A 17,272-nucleotide genomic window follows, 5' to 3' on the forward strand; every position below is an offset into this window, starting at 1 on the left:
GGGACAATGAAGGGAATACATATCAATATATCTAAAGTAATATTGTTGGCATATTTTTACTTGGCGTTGCCCATATTTGTTTTCTTTTATGGATGGCTAAAGCCTGGTTTGGCGGCAATTTTCTCTGTTTTTCTTATGGCTTCTTTTGTGTATGTTTTCAGAGATTACAAGGACAGAAAAAGCGAAAATGTTTTGAAGATTCCAATGGAAGCATTATTTATTATTGTTGCACTTCTTTTATCCTGGACTTTGATGAGTGGAATAGGTGGTCTTACATGGCAGAGAGACGATTGGCATGCAAGAAATGCATTGCTTCACGATCTTATTGATAATAGATGGCCTGTGGTTTTTGAAGATGGTTCAGGACTTACTTACTATGTATGCTATTGGATGTTTCCTGCTGTTATGGGCAAAATAATGGGGTGGAATGCGGCTAATGTGATGCTTGTTATATGGACTTTTATAGGGCTCATATTAGTTTCTTTTCTTCTTTTGAATCTTTTCAAAGATAGTGAATGCTCTATAACTATATCAAAATCTGTTATTATCACCTTATTTTTGATTCTTTGGGGAGGCTTAAACGTAATAGGGCAGTTTTTTGTCTTTTTAAAGGGGAAAGGGACTATGTCACTGGACTCTATATACGGATGGTCGGCCTATCAATATACTCCTAACAATGCTCTAATGGAATGGGTTTTTAACCAGGCACTGCCTGCCTGGATTGGAGCAGGTCTTTTTTTTCATGAAAGAAAAAAAGGAAATGTTTCAAACTATGGGCTGATCACTATGCTTATACTGCCTTTTTCTCCATTTGCTGCTCTTGGATTATTGCCTTTGATCATTGCTGATATAGTAAAAATGCGTGGGAAGAAGTTGTTTAGTGTTCCAAATATCTTTTCTGTTTTCGGAGTGCTTCCTGTTTTTTATTCATATTTTTTTTGTAATAGTTCGTTAAGGGGAAACGGTTCTTTGCCTGTGTTTGGTTTGTATAGGCTGGATAATACGGGATTTATTTACAATATGCTTGTACTGGTGTTTTTTCTGGCAGTAGAAGTCGGAATGTACATTTTTCTTATATGGAAAGCAAACGAGCAGGACTACTTGTTTGTGACCAATACGATATGGCTTTTGATAATCCCTCTTATCAGGATCGGGGTATCAGATAAAAGAATGTTTCTGATGCGAGGTTCAATAATTCCGCTTTTTGTACTTATGGTATATGTGATCAAAACAATGTTTAATGAGGATTACCGAAAGAACAAGCTGGTCTTTGCTGCACTGATACTGGGGGGTTGCATAGGCTTTTATTCAGGAATAGGGGATTTTGTACTGACAGGGATAAATACAATGAACCCTGAGATTACAAATGTGGCTGACAGGGTGAAATCCATGAATAATACCGGTGATGAAGCGTGGAATGCTTATACGAAAGAAGCTTCTTATGTGGTCCTGAATGCAAAGGATACTTTCTTTTTTGGGAAAATGGGAAGATGATTTTTTATAGGGGTAAAATAGGATGAAATTACAATCAATTCTTTATCCTGCAAAGGGTGAATCAACTGATGACGAACAGCTGTATTTTCATAGGGACGGAGAATGGATAAATGTTGACGGGTATCTCAATCTCTTTTATCTTGAAAAACATCATAAGTATTGCCGGTTAAATGAGCTGTTTCTCGAACTGGAGTTAAATGGTGTAAGAAAAGTTCAGCTTATGCATGAAGGAGATTGTGTTTATGAGTTTGATCTTGAGACAGGAAGTGAAAAAGCAAGTACTTGTAGCAAGCTTGGAAAACATGGCTTTAAAAGATATACCCTCAAGTTTCCGTATAGTGAAAATAAAAAAGGTGTTTTCTGGTTTAGAATACTGCCTTCATCAGATGATTTTTTTTGTGCCGGACATTATTCTGCAACAACGGATTTCCTAAATGATGTAAGAATTGCTGTAAATATATGTACCTTTAAAAGAGAAAAGTATGTCTTAAGAAACATGAAGGCATTGTCGGATTGGGCAAAGTCTGCTGATATCGATGGAAGGCAATTTGATGTAGCAGATAAGCTGAACGTGTTTTTGATTGATAATGGACAGACATTAGAAGATAATGCAGAAATGAATGATCTCTTACAGGATACCAGAGTGCAAATTGAAATAATACCAAATGCCAATACCGGTGGTTGTGGCGGATTTAGCAGAGGGATGAAAGAAGCTATCTCAAGGCGCACCAGACTTGGTATCACGCATCTTTTAATGATGGATGATGATGCAGTGTTTAATCCGGATATATTTGTAAGACTGTATGGTTTTCTTTCTACTTTAAGAAATGAGTATGAGGAAATAACAGTAGGCGGCGCATTAATGCGTGAGGATTACAGGTATATTCAGCATGCAAACGGCGAGTGGTTTTCTAAGTATAAAGTAATCAATGATAACCCTCTGTGTGATATGAGAGTTTTTGAGAATTGCACAGATGATTTGATGACCGGAACTGAAAAGGAACATAAGCTTTATGGGGCTTGGTGGTGCTGCTGTTATCACATGAATGCGATTACTAAGGAGAATATCCCCTTACCTATTTTTGTTCATCATGATGATATACAGTTTGGAATGAAACAGACTGAGCGGGGAATAGTTTTTTTGAATGGAGTCTGCGTGTGGCACCAGGGATTTGAATTGGTATTTCCCGGAGTTAAGCAGTATTACAATATGCGCAATACTCTTATTACCATGCAAATGTATGAGCCTGAATATCTTAAAAAGACTATGCTTATATGGAGTATCAGAAGATATATAGGTATGCTTATAAGCTATAGATATGCAGATTGTGAGTTTGTTTACAGAGGATTTGTGGATTTCCTTCGCGGAAAGGAGTGGCTACTTGATTCTGATCCGGAAATGCTGCATAGAGAGCTTATGGAAATCTATAAGACAATCAATAATTTTGTCAGTATTGATGAAATGGGATTGGAAAAGAGCAGCAGAGTTATAGTCATGAAAAAGGCAGAGGGATTCGGAGATATTATTTCACCTGATCTTTTGAGAGAGTATTATTCTTCAGAAAGATTTAATGGCTCGCTAAGGAAGAAGATCACCTTTAACGGATGGTTTTTGCCGCCACGAAAGAAACTTAGGGTTATTACCCCTTTAGATTCACCGTGGGATACTTTCAGATATAAAGAGGTTTGTCTGTACGAACCTGCTTCAAAAAAAGGTACACTTGTAAGGAGAAGTAACAGGGAATTATTTAAGGGAATCAGCCGTATTTTTTATATGTCTGTTTTAGCAATGCGTTGGAAAATACTAGGATGTAAGTGGTGAGTTTTATTTTTATACATATATCCTGTATAATGATGCCAATACAGGAGTAGAGACGATGATCAACATAGCAATCGTAGAGGATGAGGATTCATATGCCTCACAACTAACTGAATATATTAATAAGTATGAAGCTGAAAGTGGCAGCTCTTTTAGGATAACTCGCTTTAAAGACGGAGACGAGATAACTAATGGTTACAAGGGACAGTTTGATATCATACTTATGGACATAGAGATGAAGCTCATGGATGGCATGACTGCGGCAGAAGAGATCAGAAAACTTGATCAGGAAGTTGTCATCATGTTTATTACCAATATGACAAACTATGCCATAAGAGGATATCAGGTTGATGCCCTTGACTATGTCCTTAAACCTGTCAGTTATTTCGCTTTTTCACAAAAACTGGGACGTGCAATAGCAAGAATGAAAAAAGGAAGCTCCAAGACAATTTCTATTGAACTTCCTTCAGGAATAAAGAAGCTTGATATTGATAATGTCTTTTATATAGAAAGTGAAGGGCATAATCTTGTTTTCTATACGAGCGGTGGTGAGTTTAAGATAAGGGCCAAGCTTGGCGACTTTGAGAATCAGCTTTCTCAATATAATTTTTTCAGGTCTAACAAAGGCTATCTTGTTAATCTTAAATATGTCGACGGAGTCGAGAATGGATGCTGCATTATAGCAGGTAAGCAGCTTCTTATCAGCAGAGCCAGGAAAAATGACTTTATGACGGCATTGACCGAGTTTATGTCATGAGGAATACCATGGAAAATATCTATCAGGATATACCAAGGCTATATACAGCACTTGCTGAGTGGCTTGCGTGCATGACTTATTGCCTTGTTTTAAAAAGAAAAGTTAAGAATGAAAGATTTACTTTATATGCTGTTGTCGCGCTTTTAATTCAGAGCGTTTTTTTGGTTTATACTAAAAATCTTCCTGTGGTTTTTTGGATTCCATGCATGCTTATTGCAGTGGCTTTTATGTATCTGTTTATGTATCTTGTCTGCGATAGCAGCATAAATGTTATTGGCTATTATTGCTCCAGGGCATTTCTTTTGGCGGAGTTGGCAGCTTCACTTGAGTGGCAGCTTGCGTGTTTCTTTTTGCTAAAAACTGATTCTGAAGTGGTTCAGATTGTTATTTTGGTAGCAGTCTATTTGCTTGTTTTCACCTGGGCTCATTATATGGAAATCAGCATAACCAGAGGCGTATCTCAGTTTGATGTCAATTTCCATGAGCTTTTGGCGGCAGTGGCTATTGCTGCAGCAATTTTTGCTTTTAGTAATCTTAGTTTCATAGTGCAGAACACGCCTTTTTCTGCGGGGGTAACTGCAGATGTTTTCTATATCAGGACTCTTGTTGATATAGCAGGCATAATGATATTATATGTGTATCAGAGCAGGATTTGTGAGCTTCTTGCTGAAAAAGAACTTAGAAATATCCATGCGATGCTAAAAGCCCAATATGACAAGTACAGAGGTTATCAGACTACTTTTGATATGATTAATATGAAGTATCATGATCTAAAGCATCAGATAGCCGGACTTCGTACCGAGATGAGTGACGAGGAACGCAAAAAGTGGATTGATTCCCTTGAGCAGGAACTTGAATCTTTCAGTCCTGAAATGCAGACGGGAAATAGCGTTTTGGATACACTTATTGCAGGTAAAATGATGAACTGCAGAGCAAATAATATAAAGATGACCTGCGTTGCCGATGGTGATATATTGGATTTTATGCATGTTGCAGATATTTGCACCATTTTTGGCAATGCTCTTGATAATGCCATTGAGAGCGTGTCTCTTATTGAGGATCCGGAAAAGAGGCTTATTCACCTGGCAATATCTCCCAAAAAGGGTTTTGTACTGATACAGATCAATAATTATTGCGAAAATAATGTAGTAATGAAAAACGGTTATCCTGTAACGACTAAAGCCGACAAAGGAAACCACGGCTTTGGACTTAAAAGCATCAGGTATACCGTCGAAAAATATAACGGGACATTGAATTTTGCCTTAAATGACAAGTGGTTTGAAGTAAAAATGCTTATTCCCAGGAAAGGCTTATCATGAATATAGTTGCAGTTTTGCTTTCTGATTATGTGGGCTTCATGCTCCTTGTTGCACTTTTAATAAGCAGCCGAATCAGACGATCTCATGGAAAACTTGAACTTAAGGTTTTCTCAATAATCACAATACTTACAATGATAGCGTGTGTTGTGGATTTCTTTAGTTTTTTTTCAGATGGAAGAGATGGCTTTTTGTGGAAGACAGTCAATCTGATCGGAAATACCTATTGTTTTGTTGTTAACCCTATTTTTATAGCTGCATGGTGTTTATATGAGGATTTAAAGCTATATAAGAGTATGGCCAGAGTAAAGAGAATTTACAGGTATGCATTTATACCAGCTATTATTCTGGTCATCATAGCACTTGGCAATATGTTCTTCCCTATGATCTTTTACATTGACGATATGAACGTGTATCACAGGCTTCCTCTCAGCTACGCTTTTTATGTTGTGGATCTGTGTTATCTGATACATAGCGGCGTTGTTTTAAAAAAATATGAGAAGCAGTATGGGAAAATAAGTTTTTTCCCCCTGTATCTTATGGCGGTCCCGGTAGTGCTTGGCTGCGCGCTTCAGATGATGTTTTATGGGGTATCACTCATATGGGTTTCACTTGCTGTTGGACTTACATCCATTTATATGTCACTTCAGAATGAATTCTCTTATATTGATATACTGACAAATCTTTATAACAGAGCTTATCTGGATTACAAGATGGAAGCGATGCTAAAAGAGAAGAACCCTAAAGTCGGAGCTATTATGATCGACGTAGATTATTTCAAAAGTATCAATGATACATATGGACATTCTACGGGAGATGAAGCTCTTATTGATGTTGCCAGAGTAATTATTTTTAGTAAACCAGACAAGGCAATAGCAACACGCTTTGCAGGCGATGAGTTTATCCTTCTTGTAAATAACACTAACGATGATGAGATGAGAAAGATAATTGAAAGTATTCGGGGTGAGCTGAAGTACTTTAATGAAACGGAAAATCGCCCTTATAAATTATCTTTATCTCTTGGCTATACTTTATTTGATCCAGACAGAGACACCACTGATACCTTCTTTAAACGTATGGATGATAACATGTACGTTGAGAAGAGCGAGAAACATAGATAGATGTGGGATGCTGCACTAGACTCGAAAATACCTCGTCAAGTATTCTGCGCACCGTTCATGACAAAAATCGTACCGTTTATGACAAAAACGGCACGATTTTTTTATTATGCTAAATTTATAGTACATTGATGCGCAGATCAACCATGCTGCGTGTATGACCAAAGGCTTTGCAATCCGACCAGTTGCAAATGCAGATTACAAAAAGGGAGGTTATATTATGTTATCTATCAACATGGATGACGTCATGAACGTCATAACATCGATCAAATCTTATTTGATAGCTATCGGTGTTATCATTGCGATCGCAGTTGTTCTTATGATTGCGGTTATGAAACTTAATAAGCCACTTAAAAAGCTTATTAGGGGCACAGCACTTGTTGCTATGCTCACAGGTATTGTTGTTTGTGTAAATATGATCTGTTCAGGTCCTATGAGCACAATGCTTGACCTTGTTAGTGGTAGCGGAACAATTTCAAAGGCTACTTCTGATGAGACAACTATTCTTGCACAGGATATTGCAAGAGAGGGTATTGTTCTTTTAGAGAACGATGATAATACTCTTCCTGTTGCTTCAGGAACAAAGCTCAATGTATTCGGATGGGCTTCAACAAATCCTATCCTTGGTGGTGCAGGATCAGGTGCTCTTAATGACGCATATGATCAGATTTCACTTCTTGATTCACTTTCACAGGCCGGAATTGAGACAAACACAGAGCTTACACAGTTCTATACAGACTATAAGGCAGACAGACCTGTAGTTGGAATGTGGAATCAGGATTGGACACTTCCTGAACCAAACGTTTCTCTTTACACTGATGAAATGATTGCTAACGCAAAGAGCTTTTCTGACACAGCTATGATCGTTATCAGCCGTTCAGGTGGAGAAGGTGCTGACCTTCCAACAGATATGAATGCAGTTATCGATGGTTCTTATCAGGATGGCACAACATACACTGCAGGAACATATGATGATTCTTTAAATGAAGGAAATGACTGGGATGCAGGTGATCATTACCTTCAGCTCACAAACAGAGAGGAAGAGATGATCGACCTGGTTTGTGCAAACTTTGATAAGGTTATCCTTCTTTACAACGGTGCTAACGCATTCGAACTTGGTTTCATTGAGGATCACCCACAGATCAAATCAGCTCTTTGGGTAGCTGGTATGGGTCACGTTGGTATGAAGGCCGTTGGTGAGATCGTAACTGGTGAAGTTAACCCTTCAGCTAAGACAATCGACACATATGTTTATGATATGGAAAAGACACCTTGGTGGAACAACTTTGGTGACTTCAACTACACAAACATGGATGAGTTCAAGTACACTTCAACAGGATTTACAGGTGTTGAGTCTACATCTTATGTATCATTCATCAACTATGTTGAAGGTATCTATGTAGGTTATAAGTTCTATGAAACTGCAGCAGCAGAGGGACTTATCAACTATGATGAGATCGTTCAGTATCCATTTGGATATGGTCTCTCATACACAACATTTGAGCAGACAATGGGTGACATCACAGAGGCAGATGGAAAGATCAGCTTTGATGTTACAGTTAAAAATACTGGTTCAGTTGCAGGTAAGGATGTAATCGAAGTTTACTACAATCCTCCATACACAAATGGTGGCATTGAAAAGGCTTCAGCAAATCTTATCCAGTTCGATAAGACAGACCTTCTTGAGCCAGGTGCATCTCAGACTATTACAATTTCTTTTAACGTAGAAGATATGGCAGCTTATGATTACCAGAGCGCTAAGGCATATGTTCTCGAAGAAGGTGATTATGTGATCTCAATCAATTCAGATTCACATAATGTTATTGATTCAAAGACATATACAGTTGATCAGACTGTAACATACAACGGATCAAATGGTCGTAGCAGTGACCTTGTTACAGCAACAAATGCCTTTGATTTTGCAGAGGGTAATGTTACATACCTTTCAAGAGCTGATGGATTTGCTAACTATGCAGAAGCTACAAAGGCTCCAACAAACTATGAGATGCCAGCTGAAGCTAAGGCAACTTTCTATAACATAAGCAACTACTTAACAGCAGAAGCAACAGCTGCCGATGAAGATCCAAATGCAGCTGCAGTTACAACAGGTGCTGCAACAAGCCTTAAACTTGCTGACCTCAGAGGTCTTTCAAAGGATGATCCTAAGTGGGATGAACTCCTTGACAGCATGTCTCTTGATGATATGAATTCACTTATCTCACTTGGTGGATATCAGACAAACTCTGTTGATTCAATCGGTAAGGTTCGTACTAATGACTGTGATGGACCTGCTTCAATCAACAATAACTTTACAGGCGTTGGATCTCTTGGATTCCCTGTAGGTGTAACAATCGCAGCTACATTTAACAAAGATCTTGCTTACTCATTCGGTGATTACATTGGTAAGATGGCAGATGAGATGGATGTATCAGGTTGGTATGCTCCAGCCATGAACATTCACAGAACTGCATTTGCAGGACGTAACTTCGAGTACTATTCAGAAGACAGTATCCTTTCAGGATACATAGCTGCTGAAGCTTGTAAGGGTTCATGGGATAACGGAGTATATGCTTATATCAAGCACTTCGCATTTAATGATCAGGAAGAGAACAGATGTGACATGCTCTGCACATGGACAAATGAGCAGGCAGCTCGTGAAATATATCTCAGACCTTTTGAGATCTGCGTAAAGAACGTTGATATGTGTGCAGTAATGTCATCATTCAACTACATTGGTAACCGTTGGGCAGGTGGTTGCTCAGAACTTCTTAATACAGTTCTTAGAGATGAGTGGGGCTTTAATGGCTTCGTTCTTACAGACTACTTTGGAGTTTATGGATACATGTCATCTGACCAGGCTATCAGAAATGGTACAGACTGCATGCTTGTAAACTATCCTACAGCTACAAACAGTGTACAGTTCAGAGATACAAACGGAGCACAGCAGGCAATGCGTACAGCTACAAAGAATATTCTTTACACAGTTGTAAACAGCCGTGCTTATGCACCTGAGAACCTTACAATGGGTATGGCTTCATGGAAGAAGCTTATGATCGTTCTCGATGTTATCTTTGGAGCTCTTATGATTTGCCTTATGGCAATCTTCATCAAGAACTTCCTTAAGAACAGAGAAACAAAAGCAGAAGCTTCTGCAGAAGAATAATAAATTGATTTTTGGAGCGGTGTCCGCAATTAAAGCGGGCACCAGCTTCATATAAAGATAAAGGGGTAATCATGAAACATCAGGATATCATTGAGAAGATGACAATTGAAGAGAAGGCAGCTTTTTTAAGTGGTAAGGGTGAGTGGCAGACAAGAGATTTTGAAAGGCTTGGTATTCCTTCAATTTTCTGTTCGGATGGACCTCATGGCATTAGAAAGCAGGCAGGAGCAGGAGACCATTTGGGACTTAATGCTTCACTTCCTGCAACTTGTTTTCCGACAGCTGCAACAATAGCAAATAGCTGGAATACTGAACTGGGGGAAACACTGGGAGAAACCCTCGGTGAAGAAGCAATGGCGGAGGGCGTAAATGTTCTTTTAGGCCCCGGACTTAATATTAAAAGAAGTCCACTTTGCGGCAGAAACTTTGAGTATTTTTCAGAAGATCCTTACCTTGCAGGTAAGATGGCAGCATCTTACGTAAGAGGTATTCAGTCACAGGGAGTTTTCGCATGTCCCAAGCATTTTGCGGTAAACTCACAGGAACTTCGCCGTATGGCTATGAACTCTGTGGTTGATGAGAGAACACTCAGAGAGATTTATCTTACCGGCTTTGAAATTGCTGTTAAAGAGGGTGGGGCAAAGACTATTATGTCTGCCTACAATGAGATCAACGGAACATATGCCAATGAAAATAAGCATCTTTTGAATGATATTTTGAGAAAAGAATGGGGATTTGATGGCATTGTAATTACAGACTGGGGTGCTTCTAATGATCATGCCCTTGGCGTGGCAGCAGGGTCAAATCTTGAAATGCCAAATCCGGGTCTTGACTCAGCAAGAGAGCTCATTGCAGCTGTAGAAAGCGGAAAGATCAAGATAGAAGATGTAGACGCAAGAGTAGATGAGCTTTTAGATGCAGTTATGACACTGTATGTAAATGCCCAGGGCAAGAAGGATGATTTTGATAAGAATGCTCATCATAATGTGGCAAGAAGGGCGGCAGCAGAGAGCACAATTCTTTTGAAGAATGAAGGCGGTATACTTCCATTAAAAGCTGGAGCTAAAGTTGCCATCGTGGGTGATTTTGCATTCGTACCAAGATATCAGGGGGCTGGTTCATCACTTGTTAATCCTACAAAGATTGAGACTGTTGCTGAACTTATCGGCACATATGATCTCCAGGTTGTAGGAATGAGTCGCGGGTACTCAAGAAATGGTCAGGAAGATGCTGCTGTAAAAAAAGAAGCCCTTGATATAGCAGCAAAAGCTGACATAGTATTGTATTTCTTTGGACTTAATGAGGATAGTGAATCTGAGGGAATGGATAGAACTCATATGAGAATTCCACAGAATCAGATAAATCTTCTTCAGGAGCTTGGACAGGTCAATCCTAATCTTGTTGGTATTATTAGTGCAGGATCTGCAATTGAGATGCCATGGCATCACCATTTCAAAGCTCTTTTACACTGCTACCTCAACGGACAGGCTGGTGCAGGTGCAGTTATGGATATTCTTACGGGAGATGTTAACCCTTCAGGAAAACTTTCTGAGACGATTCCCAGAAGACTTGAGGATACTCCTGCTTACCGCTATTATCCAAGTCAGGAGAGAACATCCGAGTATAGAGAGAGTCTTTATGTTGGATATAGATACTACGACACAGCTGATGTGCCTGTACTTTATCCGTTTGGATTTGGCTTGTCTTATACATCATTTGAGTATAGCGACATTTCTGTGACAGATGAGGGTGCAACATTTACTATCACTAACACAGGATCAAGAGATGGCGCAGAGGTTGCACAGCTCTATGTTGGGCTTCCAGGCGGTAAGGTGTTCAGACCTAAAAAGGAGCTCAAGGGCTTTGCGAAAGTATTCCTTAAAGCAGGTGAGAGCAAGAAAGTAACAATCGCATTTGATGACAAGACTTTCCGTTATTGGAATGTAAAAACAAATAATTGGGAAGTTGAGGATGGCAAATACATCATTTCAGTGGGAGCAAGCAGTGCTGATATCAGGCTTACAGCAGAGGTATTGAAGTCTGAGACAACAGAAAATATCCCTTATAGCAAAGAAGACCTTCCATCATATTATTCAGGAAAGATCCAGTCAGTTGAGACTGCAGAATACGAAAAGCTTCTTGGAAGAAGTGTTCCTGATGGAAAGTGGAGCGGAGAACTTGGACTTAACGATGCTTTCTGTCAGATGTATTACGCAAAGAGTTCTCTTGCAAGATTTGCTTATAAGAAGCTTACAGCTATGAAGAAAAAAGCTGATGAATCCGGAAAGCCTGATCTTAATATTCTCTTCATCTACAACATGCCATTTAGAGCAATGGCAAAGATGACAGGCGGAGCAGTAAGCATGGAGATGGCAGAAGGAATTGTTAAGCTTGTTAACGGTCATTTCTTTGGAGGACTTGGTCAGATTATTAGTGGGTACTTTAAAAACGGCAGGAAAAATAAAGAATATGAAGCTAAGATAAAATGAGCTAATGCTAACTTACGGAGGAAATATTATGAAATTTTGGAATGACTTTGCCCAAAAGCACCCTGCTATAGCCAAATGGGTGAGAGAGGGAGGACTCTTCGTTGTTGTAAGTAATCTGATAACAGTGTTTAAGTATCTTTTACTTACATTTCTCCCTGCAGCATTTGCTTTTCTTGGCGACAGGTCTTTTGGTTGGCCTGGAATCCCACTTACAATTGCGGGGGAGACCTTTGAATGGAACATTTTAGGATACGACCAGGCACATGGCGGACTTGCGTATTTTACAGCATATATGATTGCCATGATAATAGGCGAGTGTATCAACTTCCCGATTCAAAAGCTCTTTGTATTCCGTAATCATGATAAGCCCGGAAAGCAGATTGCATGGTATATTTTAGCGTTTATTGTTATTACATGTATCGTTAATTCAATCAATTGTATCTGGGTTGCAGTAGCCGGAAAGTTTGTACCTGCTTTTGTTTACAACATTGGAACAACAGTCTTAAATGGTGGAGTAAGCATGGTAGTATTTTTCTTTGTAAATAAGATCATATTCCCGGAAACTGAAAAGAAAGCCTGAAATTTAGTTACATGAAAATATGAGATAAAAACTGGTGTAGAAAGATTCTGCATCAGTTTTTTTGTACTGTTATTTAGATTTTTTTTAGAAATTTTAATGAATGTTAACTGCCGAAGCTTTGCTGTTAATCGTAAAATAGTATGTGAATAAGGACATTATGAGAGGGAGATGTTATGAAGTTCAGAATGAAACAATTTTTCACATCAGTATTGGCAGCGGTATTAGTTGCAACTAATGTTGTTGCTCCTGGAGAAACTTCAATTGTCGCAAAAGCTGTAGAGCAGAGTACACCTGGTTTGACTGTGAATGGTACAAATGATGAAAAGGAAGTTACCCTGGTTGGGACTTTTCCTGTTGGAGCTATTTTACGGTCAGATAGTTTTGGGGGGTTAAGAGTTCTTTATAATGGGAAAGATTCCTATACCATTAGCAGAGGTAGCAATAAAGTAGCGCTTACTATTTCAGTAATTGATGAAAAGCTTGCTTCTGGCAGCCTTCAGTATTTATATAAGCTTTTTGGACCTGTAAATGTTCAGGTGAAAAAAGGCTCTGCCTATAATATCAGCTGTATATTGAATGGTATCGGAAGTGCTGAGTATGAAAATCTTGTCCTTTCTACAAAAGACGAGAGCCTTAGTATCTTTCTTAAGCCATTTATTGAGCAGGCAAAAAAGGAAGATAAAGAGAGAGCTCTTTATGCCAGATTCTATGAAAGTATTGTAGAGGCTCAGAAAGCGCAGAATGAAGAGATAAGAAATAATGCGCAGACTGAGTCTGGTGATGGAAATTCAGATTCAGAAGACTCTGATAAAGTCGATGATAAGTCTGATGAGCTTTATACACGAACAATACTTATTTATCTTGATGGAACTAATCTTGAGACTGATAGTGGTTATGGAACCAAGAATCTTCTGGATATGTTAAGGGCAAAGATTCCGGAAAATGTTAAGGTTATTGTAGTGGCAGGCGGAACCAAGACCTGGCACATGAATGATCCAAAGACATACTATGAATATGCAGAGAATCTTCTTTATCCGGACTTAGATGAAGATAAACTGACCACAGAACAGAAAAAAGAAGTTGAGGAAAAAGCAGCTGAACTTAAAGAAAAATATGGCATTGATATAAGTGGGCTTCAGACATATGAGGTCGTGAGCAATAATGGAATTAATTCCTTAAAGCTGCTTAAAACATATGATAATAATCAGTATGTTGTAGATAAGGATTTCTTTATTTCAGCAATAGATTTTACTACAGATTATGCTCCTGCTTCAAAGTATGATCTTGTGATATGGGATCATGGCGGTGGACCGGGCGGATATGGAGAGGATGATTTTCTTAGGGACTACCTTGAAAAACATAAAGAATTGCAGGACACAATAAAAAATACTGTCACACTTAAGGGTATAAGTGAGATTCTTGCAGAATCTTCTTATGTAAAAAATGGCGGAAAGTTCGATTTTATCGGGTTTGATGCCTGCCAAATGGGAAATTATGAGGTTGCATCTACCGTTGCGCCATATGCAGAGTATTACATCGGCTCTGAAGAAAATGAGCCGGGATTTGGCTGGAATTACAATGTTTTCTTTAATACTCTTGGTGCCAATCCGATGGTAAGTACAATAGATCTGGGAAGTGCGATAATTGACGGCTTTATTTCACAGTATAAGGGTGGAAATACCACTCTTTCAATGGTTGATCTTAGCAAGATGGGAATTCTTGATGAGAAGGTAGCAAAGTTTGCGTTCTGTCTCATGAAAGAAGCAGATACAAGATATTATGATATGGTCGCATCTGTTGGTACAAGATCTCATTTTGCAACAAGAGAAGGTTATGGGTCAAGTAATCTTCTTGACTTAAGACGCTTAGCAACGGCTTTTACAAATGAGAGTAAGGAATATTCCACAGAACTGGTATCTGCCAGCAATGAAGTAATACAAGCTCTGGATGATTGCGTACTTGTCAATAAGTACAAGGAAACATTTTTACAAAATGGTGGAATGAGCATATATTATCCCATCAGAGCATATTATGAGAGACCATGCAAAGAAAAAGGAATGTATTACTATAATGACAGAGCCCAGGAAGTACTAAAAATTTACGCAGATAATGGTATAAACGAAGAGTATAGATTGGCAGCAGCCAAGCTTGCAGTTCGTAATCTGGCAGGATTAAAGCTGGTCAACTTTTGGAATCAATCAGCAGATCCCACAGTGAAGGATCTTTTTACAGATTATATTAACAAGAATGAAAATGACAGATATGTTGCAACGGCTTCAGGTATTGATATAAATAATCCTGATGATCCTATTGTAAAATCTATAGGTGAGATAATCGAGGATAGATTATCAGCGGATAAAGTGACAGTTGTACTCCCTGATCGTAAGGATAATGGTGAGTATACTGATTATGACGGAAATGCAACAGTAATAATACAAGGCAGCAATTCTTTGGCTGTCGGAGACAGAATGGACATTAAGATAAGTCTTAATGTTGGAACTTATGAACAGCCTCAATATGTGTCTGTTGGAAATAAGAATGGCTATTCTGAAGAAAAGGAAGTAGGAGAAAATGACGAGATTTCATATAAGGTAAAGGCCTTTGACCAGATATGGTATTCATTAAATGGCCAAATTGTTAGCTTATATATAACAGATGTTTTTGATGATGGCAATATTGTAGGCTACATACCTCTTGGAAACTGGTACACTGAAGAAGCTGCTTCCGGAATAGATGCCGGTGATCAGACAAGAACAGAATATATAATTGATCAGGCTACAAAGGGCTATATTTCAACGATCAGAATGTATATTAGAAGCTATTGTACAACTAATGATGCAGGTGAAGAGGAATGGAACTACGAACCTATAAGATATAATGACTTTGTGGACGGAGAAGAGAAAAATTCTCATGACATGTCAGAACTGAAGTATACATACCTGGAAATTTTGGGCGGGGCTGATAATTTTTATTCCATAAGTGAGAGTCCTGATGTGTATTCTCTTGGAACTGTTTATATTAATAAGAGTAGTGAACTTAATGTACAAAGTACTTATACAACAGGTCTTTTTGCTGATTATTATCTTAGCGATGTATATGGTAATGAGTATGTTGTATCATCATCAAGCCTGAATAATGAGGGAGAGACAGTTAAGAAAGGCCTTGAAGATTTTTATGATTTTATTCCATCAGACTCCTACGATGATGCTTTGACTTGGGAAAAGAGCCAACAGGAAGCAGAAAAGGTAAGACAGGAAGCTATTAAATGTGTAGAAGAAGAGAGACAAAGAGAGGCTTCAAAAAAGGAGTCAGGAGTTGTCAATGCGCAACTGGATAATAAAAGTGTCGAAGCAGAAGACGAGCCTGTTGCTGATAAACAGGGGACATCTGTAATAAATGACATTGAAACTGCCGAAGGAACTGAAGATGCAAAAAAGGTTGGAGACGAGAGCACTTCTGATATAGTTGAAAAAACAACGACAGAGATCGAAGTATCTTCAGATGAGGGAACTAAGACAGAAATTGAGGCGGCTACTGATGAAGAATCAGGTACAGGAAAAGAAAATGCTGCAGAGACTCCAAACGATTCTGATACTGAAGTGATTACAGAGGAAAAAGAAAATGTAAATAATGCTATAGTATTAGATGACGAAAATAACGGAGATTTAGAAAAGTCGGAAGAAAGTGCAGACGAAGCTTCAAAAGAAACAACAAAAGAAACATCAGAGGAAGATGACAGCGTTGATGAAGATGCTGTAAATCCTGATGAATCTAAAGAAAACGAAGAAAATGCAGAAGATGTAAATAGTGATGCTGAGGGAGAGAAAAATGAAAATTCTTGAGGATGAAAAACTGGAGGAAGTAGCCGGTGGAGTAAAGAAAATACAGTACGTCAGGGTGGCCTGTATAAAATGTAAGGCTGTTTTTGAGGCAGATATGTCAAAAACCAAGGTGAAATGCCCTGCTTGTAATACTGTTAATTCTTTTGCGGGCTAAATAGTGAAAACAGGAATCAGTTTAGATAGAGGTTTCTAAAATATCATTGATACGGTAGAGCAGAGAGTATTCTGGCAAAGTGTTTTGCTTACGCCAGAATACTCTTCTTTTGTATATGCGTAAGTGAGGTAGAAGCTAGGTGGAGACATTGCCCCTGTTATTCTATGTATAAGCTTAAGAAATTGGTAAATGCTTGGCTCCGTACGCCACCATTGACTGAACCTGAAGAAAACGCCCTGCAGGCTATGCCGACGGTGAGGATGATGGGAACAGTAGATTTTATCTCACCGTCGGATTCAGCATTGTAGCGTTTTCCTCAGAACCCGTCAATGGCAGGCACCTGCGGTGTGGCTGAATACAAGGGCCTCGGGCTCTGACTCCGAGAACAGTAGGGGTGGCTGAAATTGAATCAGCTGGAGACTTGGGATATTGAAAACATAAAGATTTACCTGGCTATAGCATGCTGCGAGAGATTTTTCTCGATTTTCATGCCTTGTGCATAGGCTTCTGACATGATTTGGAGATTTTTTGCAAGTATCA

The 17,272-nt window shown here is 38.8% G+C and carries 10 protein-coding genes; all 10 read left to right on the forward strand.

Features of this window, described 5'->3' with window-relative positions; translation table 11 throughout:
• Positions 1–6 precede the first annotated feature (6 nt).
• A complete protein-coding gene (locus tag G585_RS0112260; protein ID WP_022775348.1) occupies positions 7–1,494 on the forward strand; it encodes a hypothetical protein in 1,488 nt (495 codons plus the stop codon).
• Between the two features lie 22 nt (positions 1,495–1,516).
• Complete coding sequence (locus G585_RS0112265) at positions 1,517–3,316, forward strand: glycosyltransferase family 2 protein (RefSeq protein ID WP_022775349.1); 1,800 nt, start codon at positions 1,517–1,519, stop codon at positions 3,314–3,316.
• Between the two features lie 55 nt (positions 3,317–3,371).
• Positions 3,372–4,070: a LytR/AlgR family response regulator transcription factor gene (locus G585_RS0112270; RefSeq protein ID WP_022775350.1), complete on the forward strand. Its 699-nt coding sequence runs from the start codon at positions 3,372–3,374 to the stop codon at positions 4,068–4,070.
• 8 nt (positions 4,071–4,078) lie between these two features.
• The gene (locus tag G585_RS0112275) at positions 4,079–5,389 is read left to right on the forward strand and encodes an ATP-binding protein (RefSeq protein WP_022775352.1); all 1,311 of its coding nucleotides are present in this window, start codon (positions 4,079–4,081) and stop codon (positions 5,387–5,389) included.
• Positions 5,386–6,507 carry a GGDEF domain-containing protein gene (locus tag G585_RS0112280; protein ID WP_022775353.1) on the forward strand — a complete coding sequence of 374 codons (1,122 nt, stop codon included), beginning with the start codon at positions 5,386–5,388 and terminating at the stop codon, positions 6,505–6,507. The genes G585_RS0112275 and G585_RS0112280 overlap by 4 nt, the downstream gene beginning before the upstream one ends.
• Before the next feature lie 217 nt (positions 6,508–6,724).
• Positions 6,725–9,667, forward strand: coding sequence for a glycoside hydrolase family 3 N-terminal domain-containing protein (locus tag G585_RS0112285; protein ID WP_022775354.1), 2,943 nt, complete (start codon positions 6,725–6,727; stop codon positions 9,665–9,667).
• Positions 9,668–9,738: 71 nt separating this feature from the next.
• Positions 9,739–12,156, forward strand: a complete 2,418-nt coding sequence (locus tag G585_RS0112290; protein ID WP_022775356.1) for a glycoside hydrolase family 3 C-terminal domain-containing protein — start codon at positions 9,739–9,741, stop codon at positions 12,154–12,156.
• A gap of 28 nt (positions 12,157–12,184) precedes the next feature.
• Positions 12,185–12,736, forward strand: coding sequence for a GtrA family protein (locus tag G585_RS0112295; protein ID WP_022775357.1), 552 nt, complete (start codon positions 12,185–12,187; stop codon positions 12,734–12,736).
• 173 nt (positions 12,737–12,909) lie between these two features.
• Positions 12,910–16,578, forward strand: coding sequence for a clostripain-related cysteine peptidase (locus G585_RS0112300; RefSeq protein ID WP_022775359.1), 3,669 nt, complete (start codon positions 12,910–12,912; stop codon positions 16,576–16,578).
• Positions 16,565–16,732 (forward strand): hypothetical protein, encoded by a 168-nt coding sequence (locus tag G585_RS19565; protein WP_022775360.1) that lies wholly within the window; start codon positions 16,565–16,567, stop codon positions 16,730–16,732. Before G585_RS0112300 ends, G585_RS19565 begins: the two co-directional genes overlap by 14 nt.
• Positions 16,733–17,272: the final 540 nt, after the last annotated feature.

This window comes from Butyrivibrio sp. AE2015 (assembly GCF_000420825.1).
Lineage (GTDB): Bacteria > Bacillota > Clostridia > Lachnospirales > Lachnospiraceae > Butyrivibrio.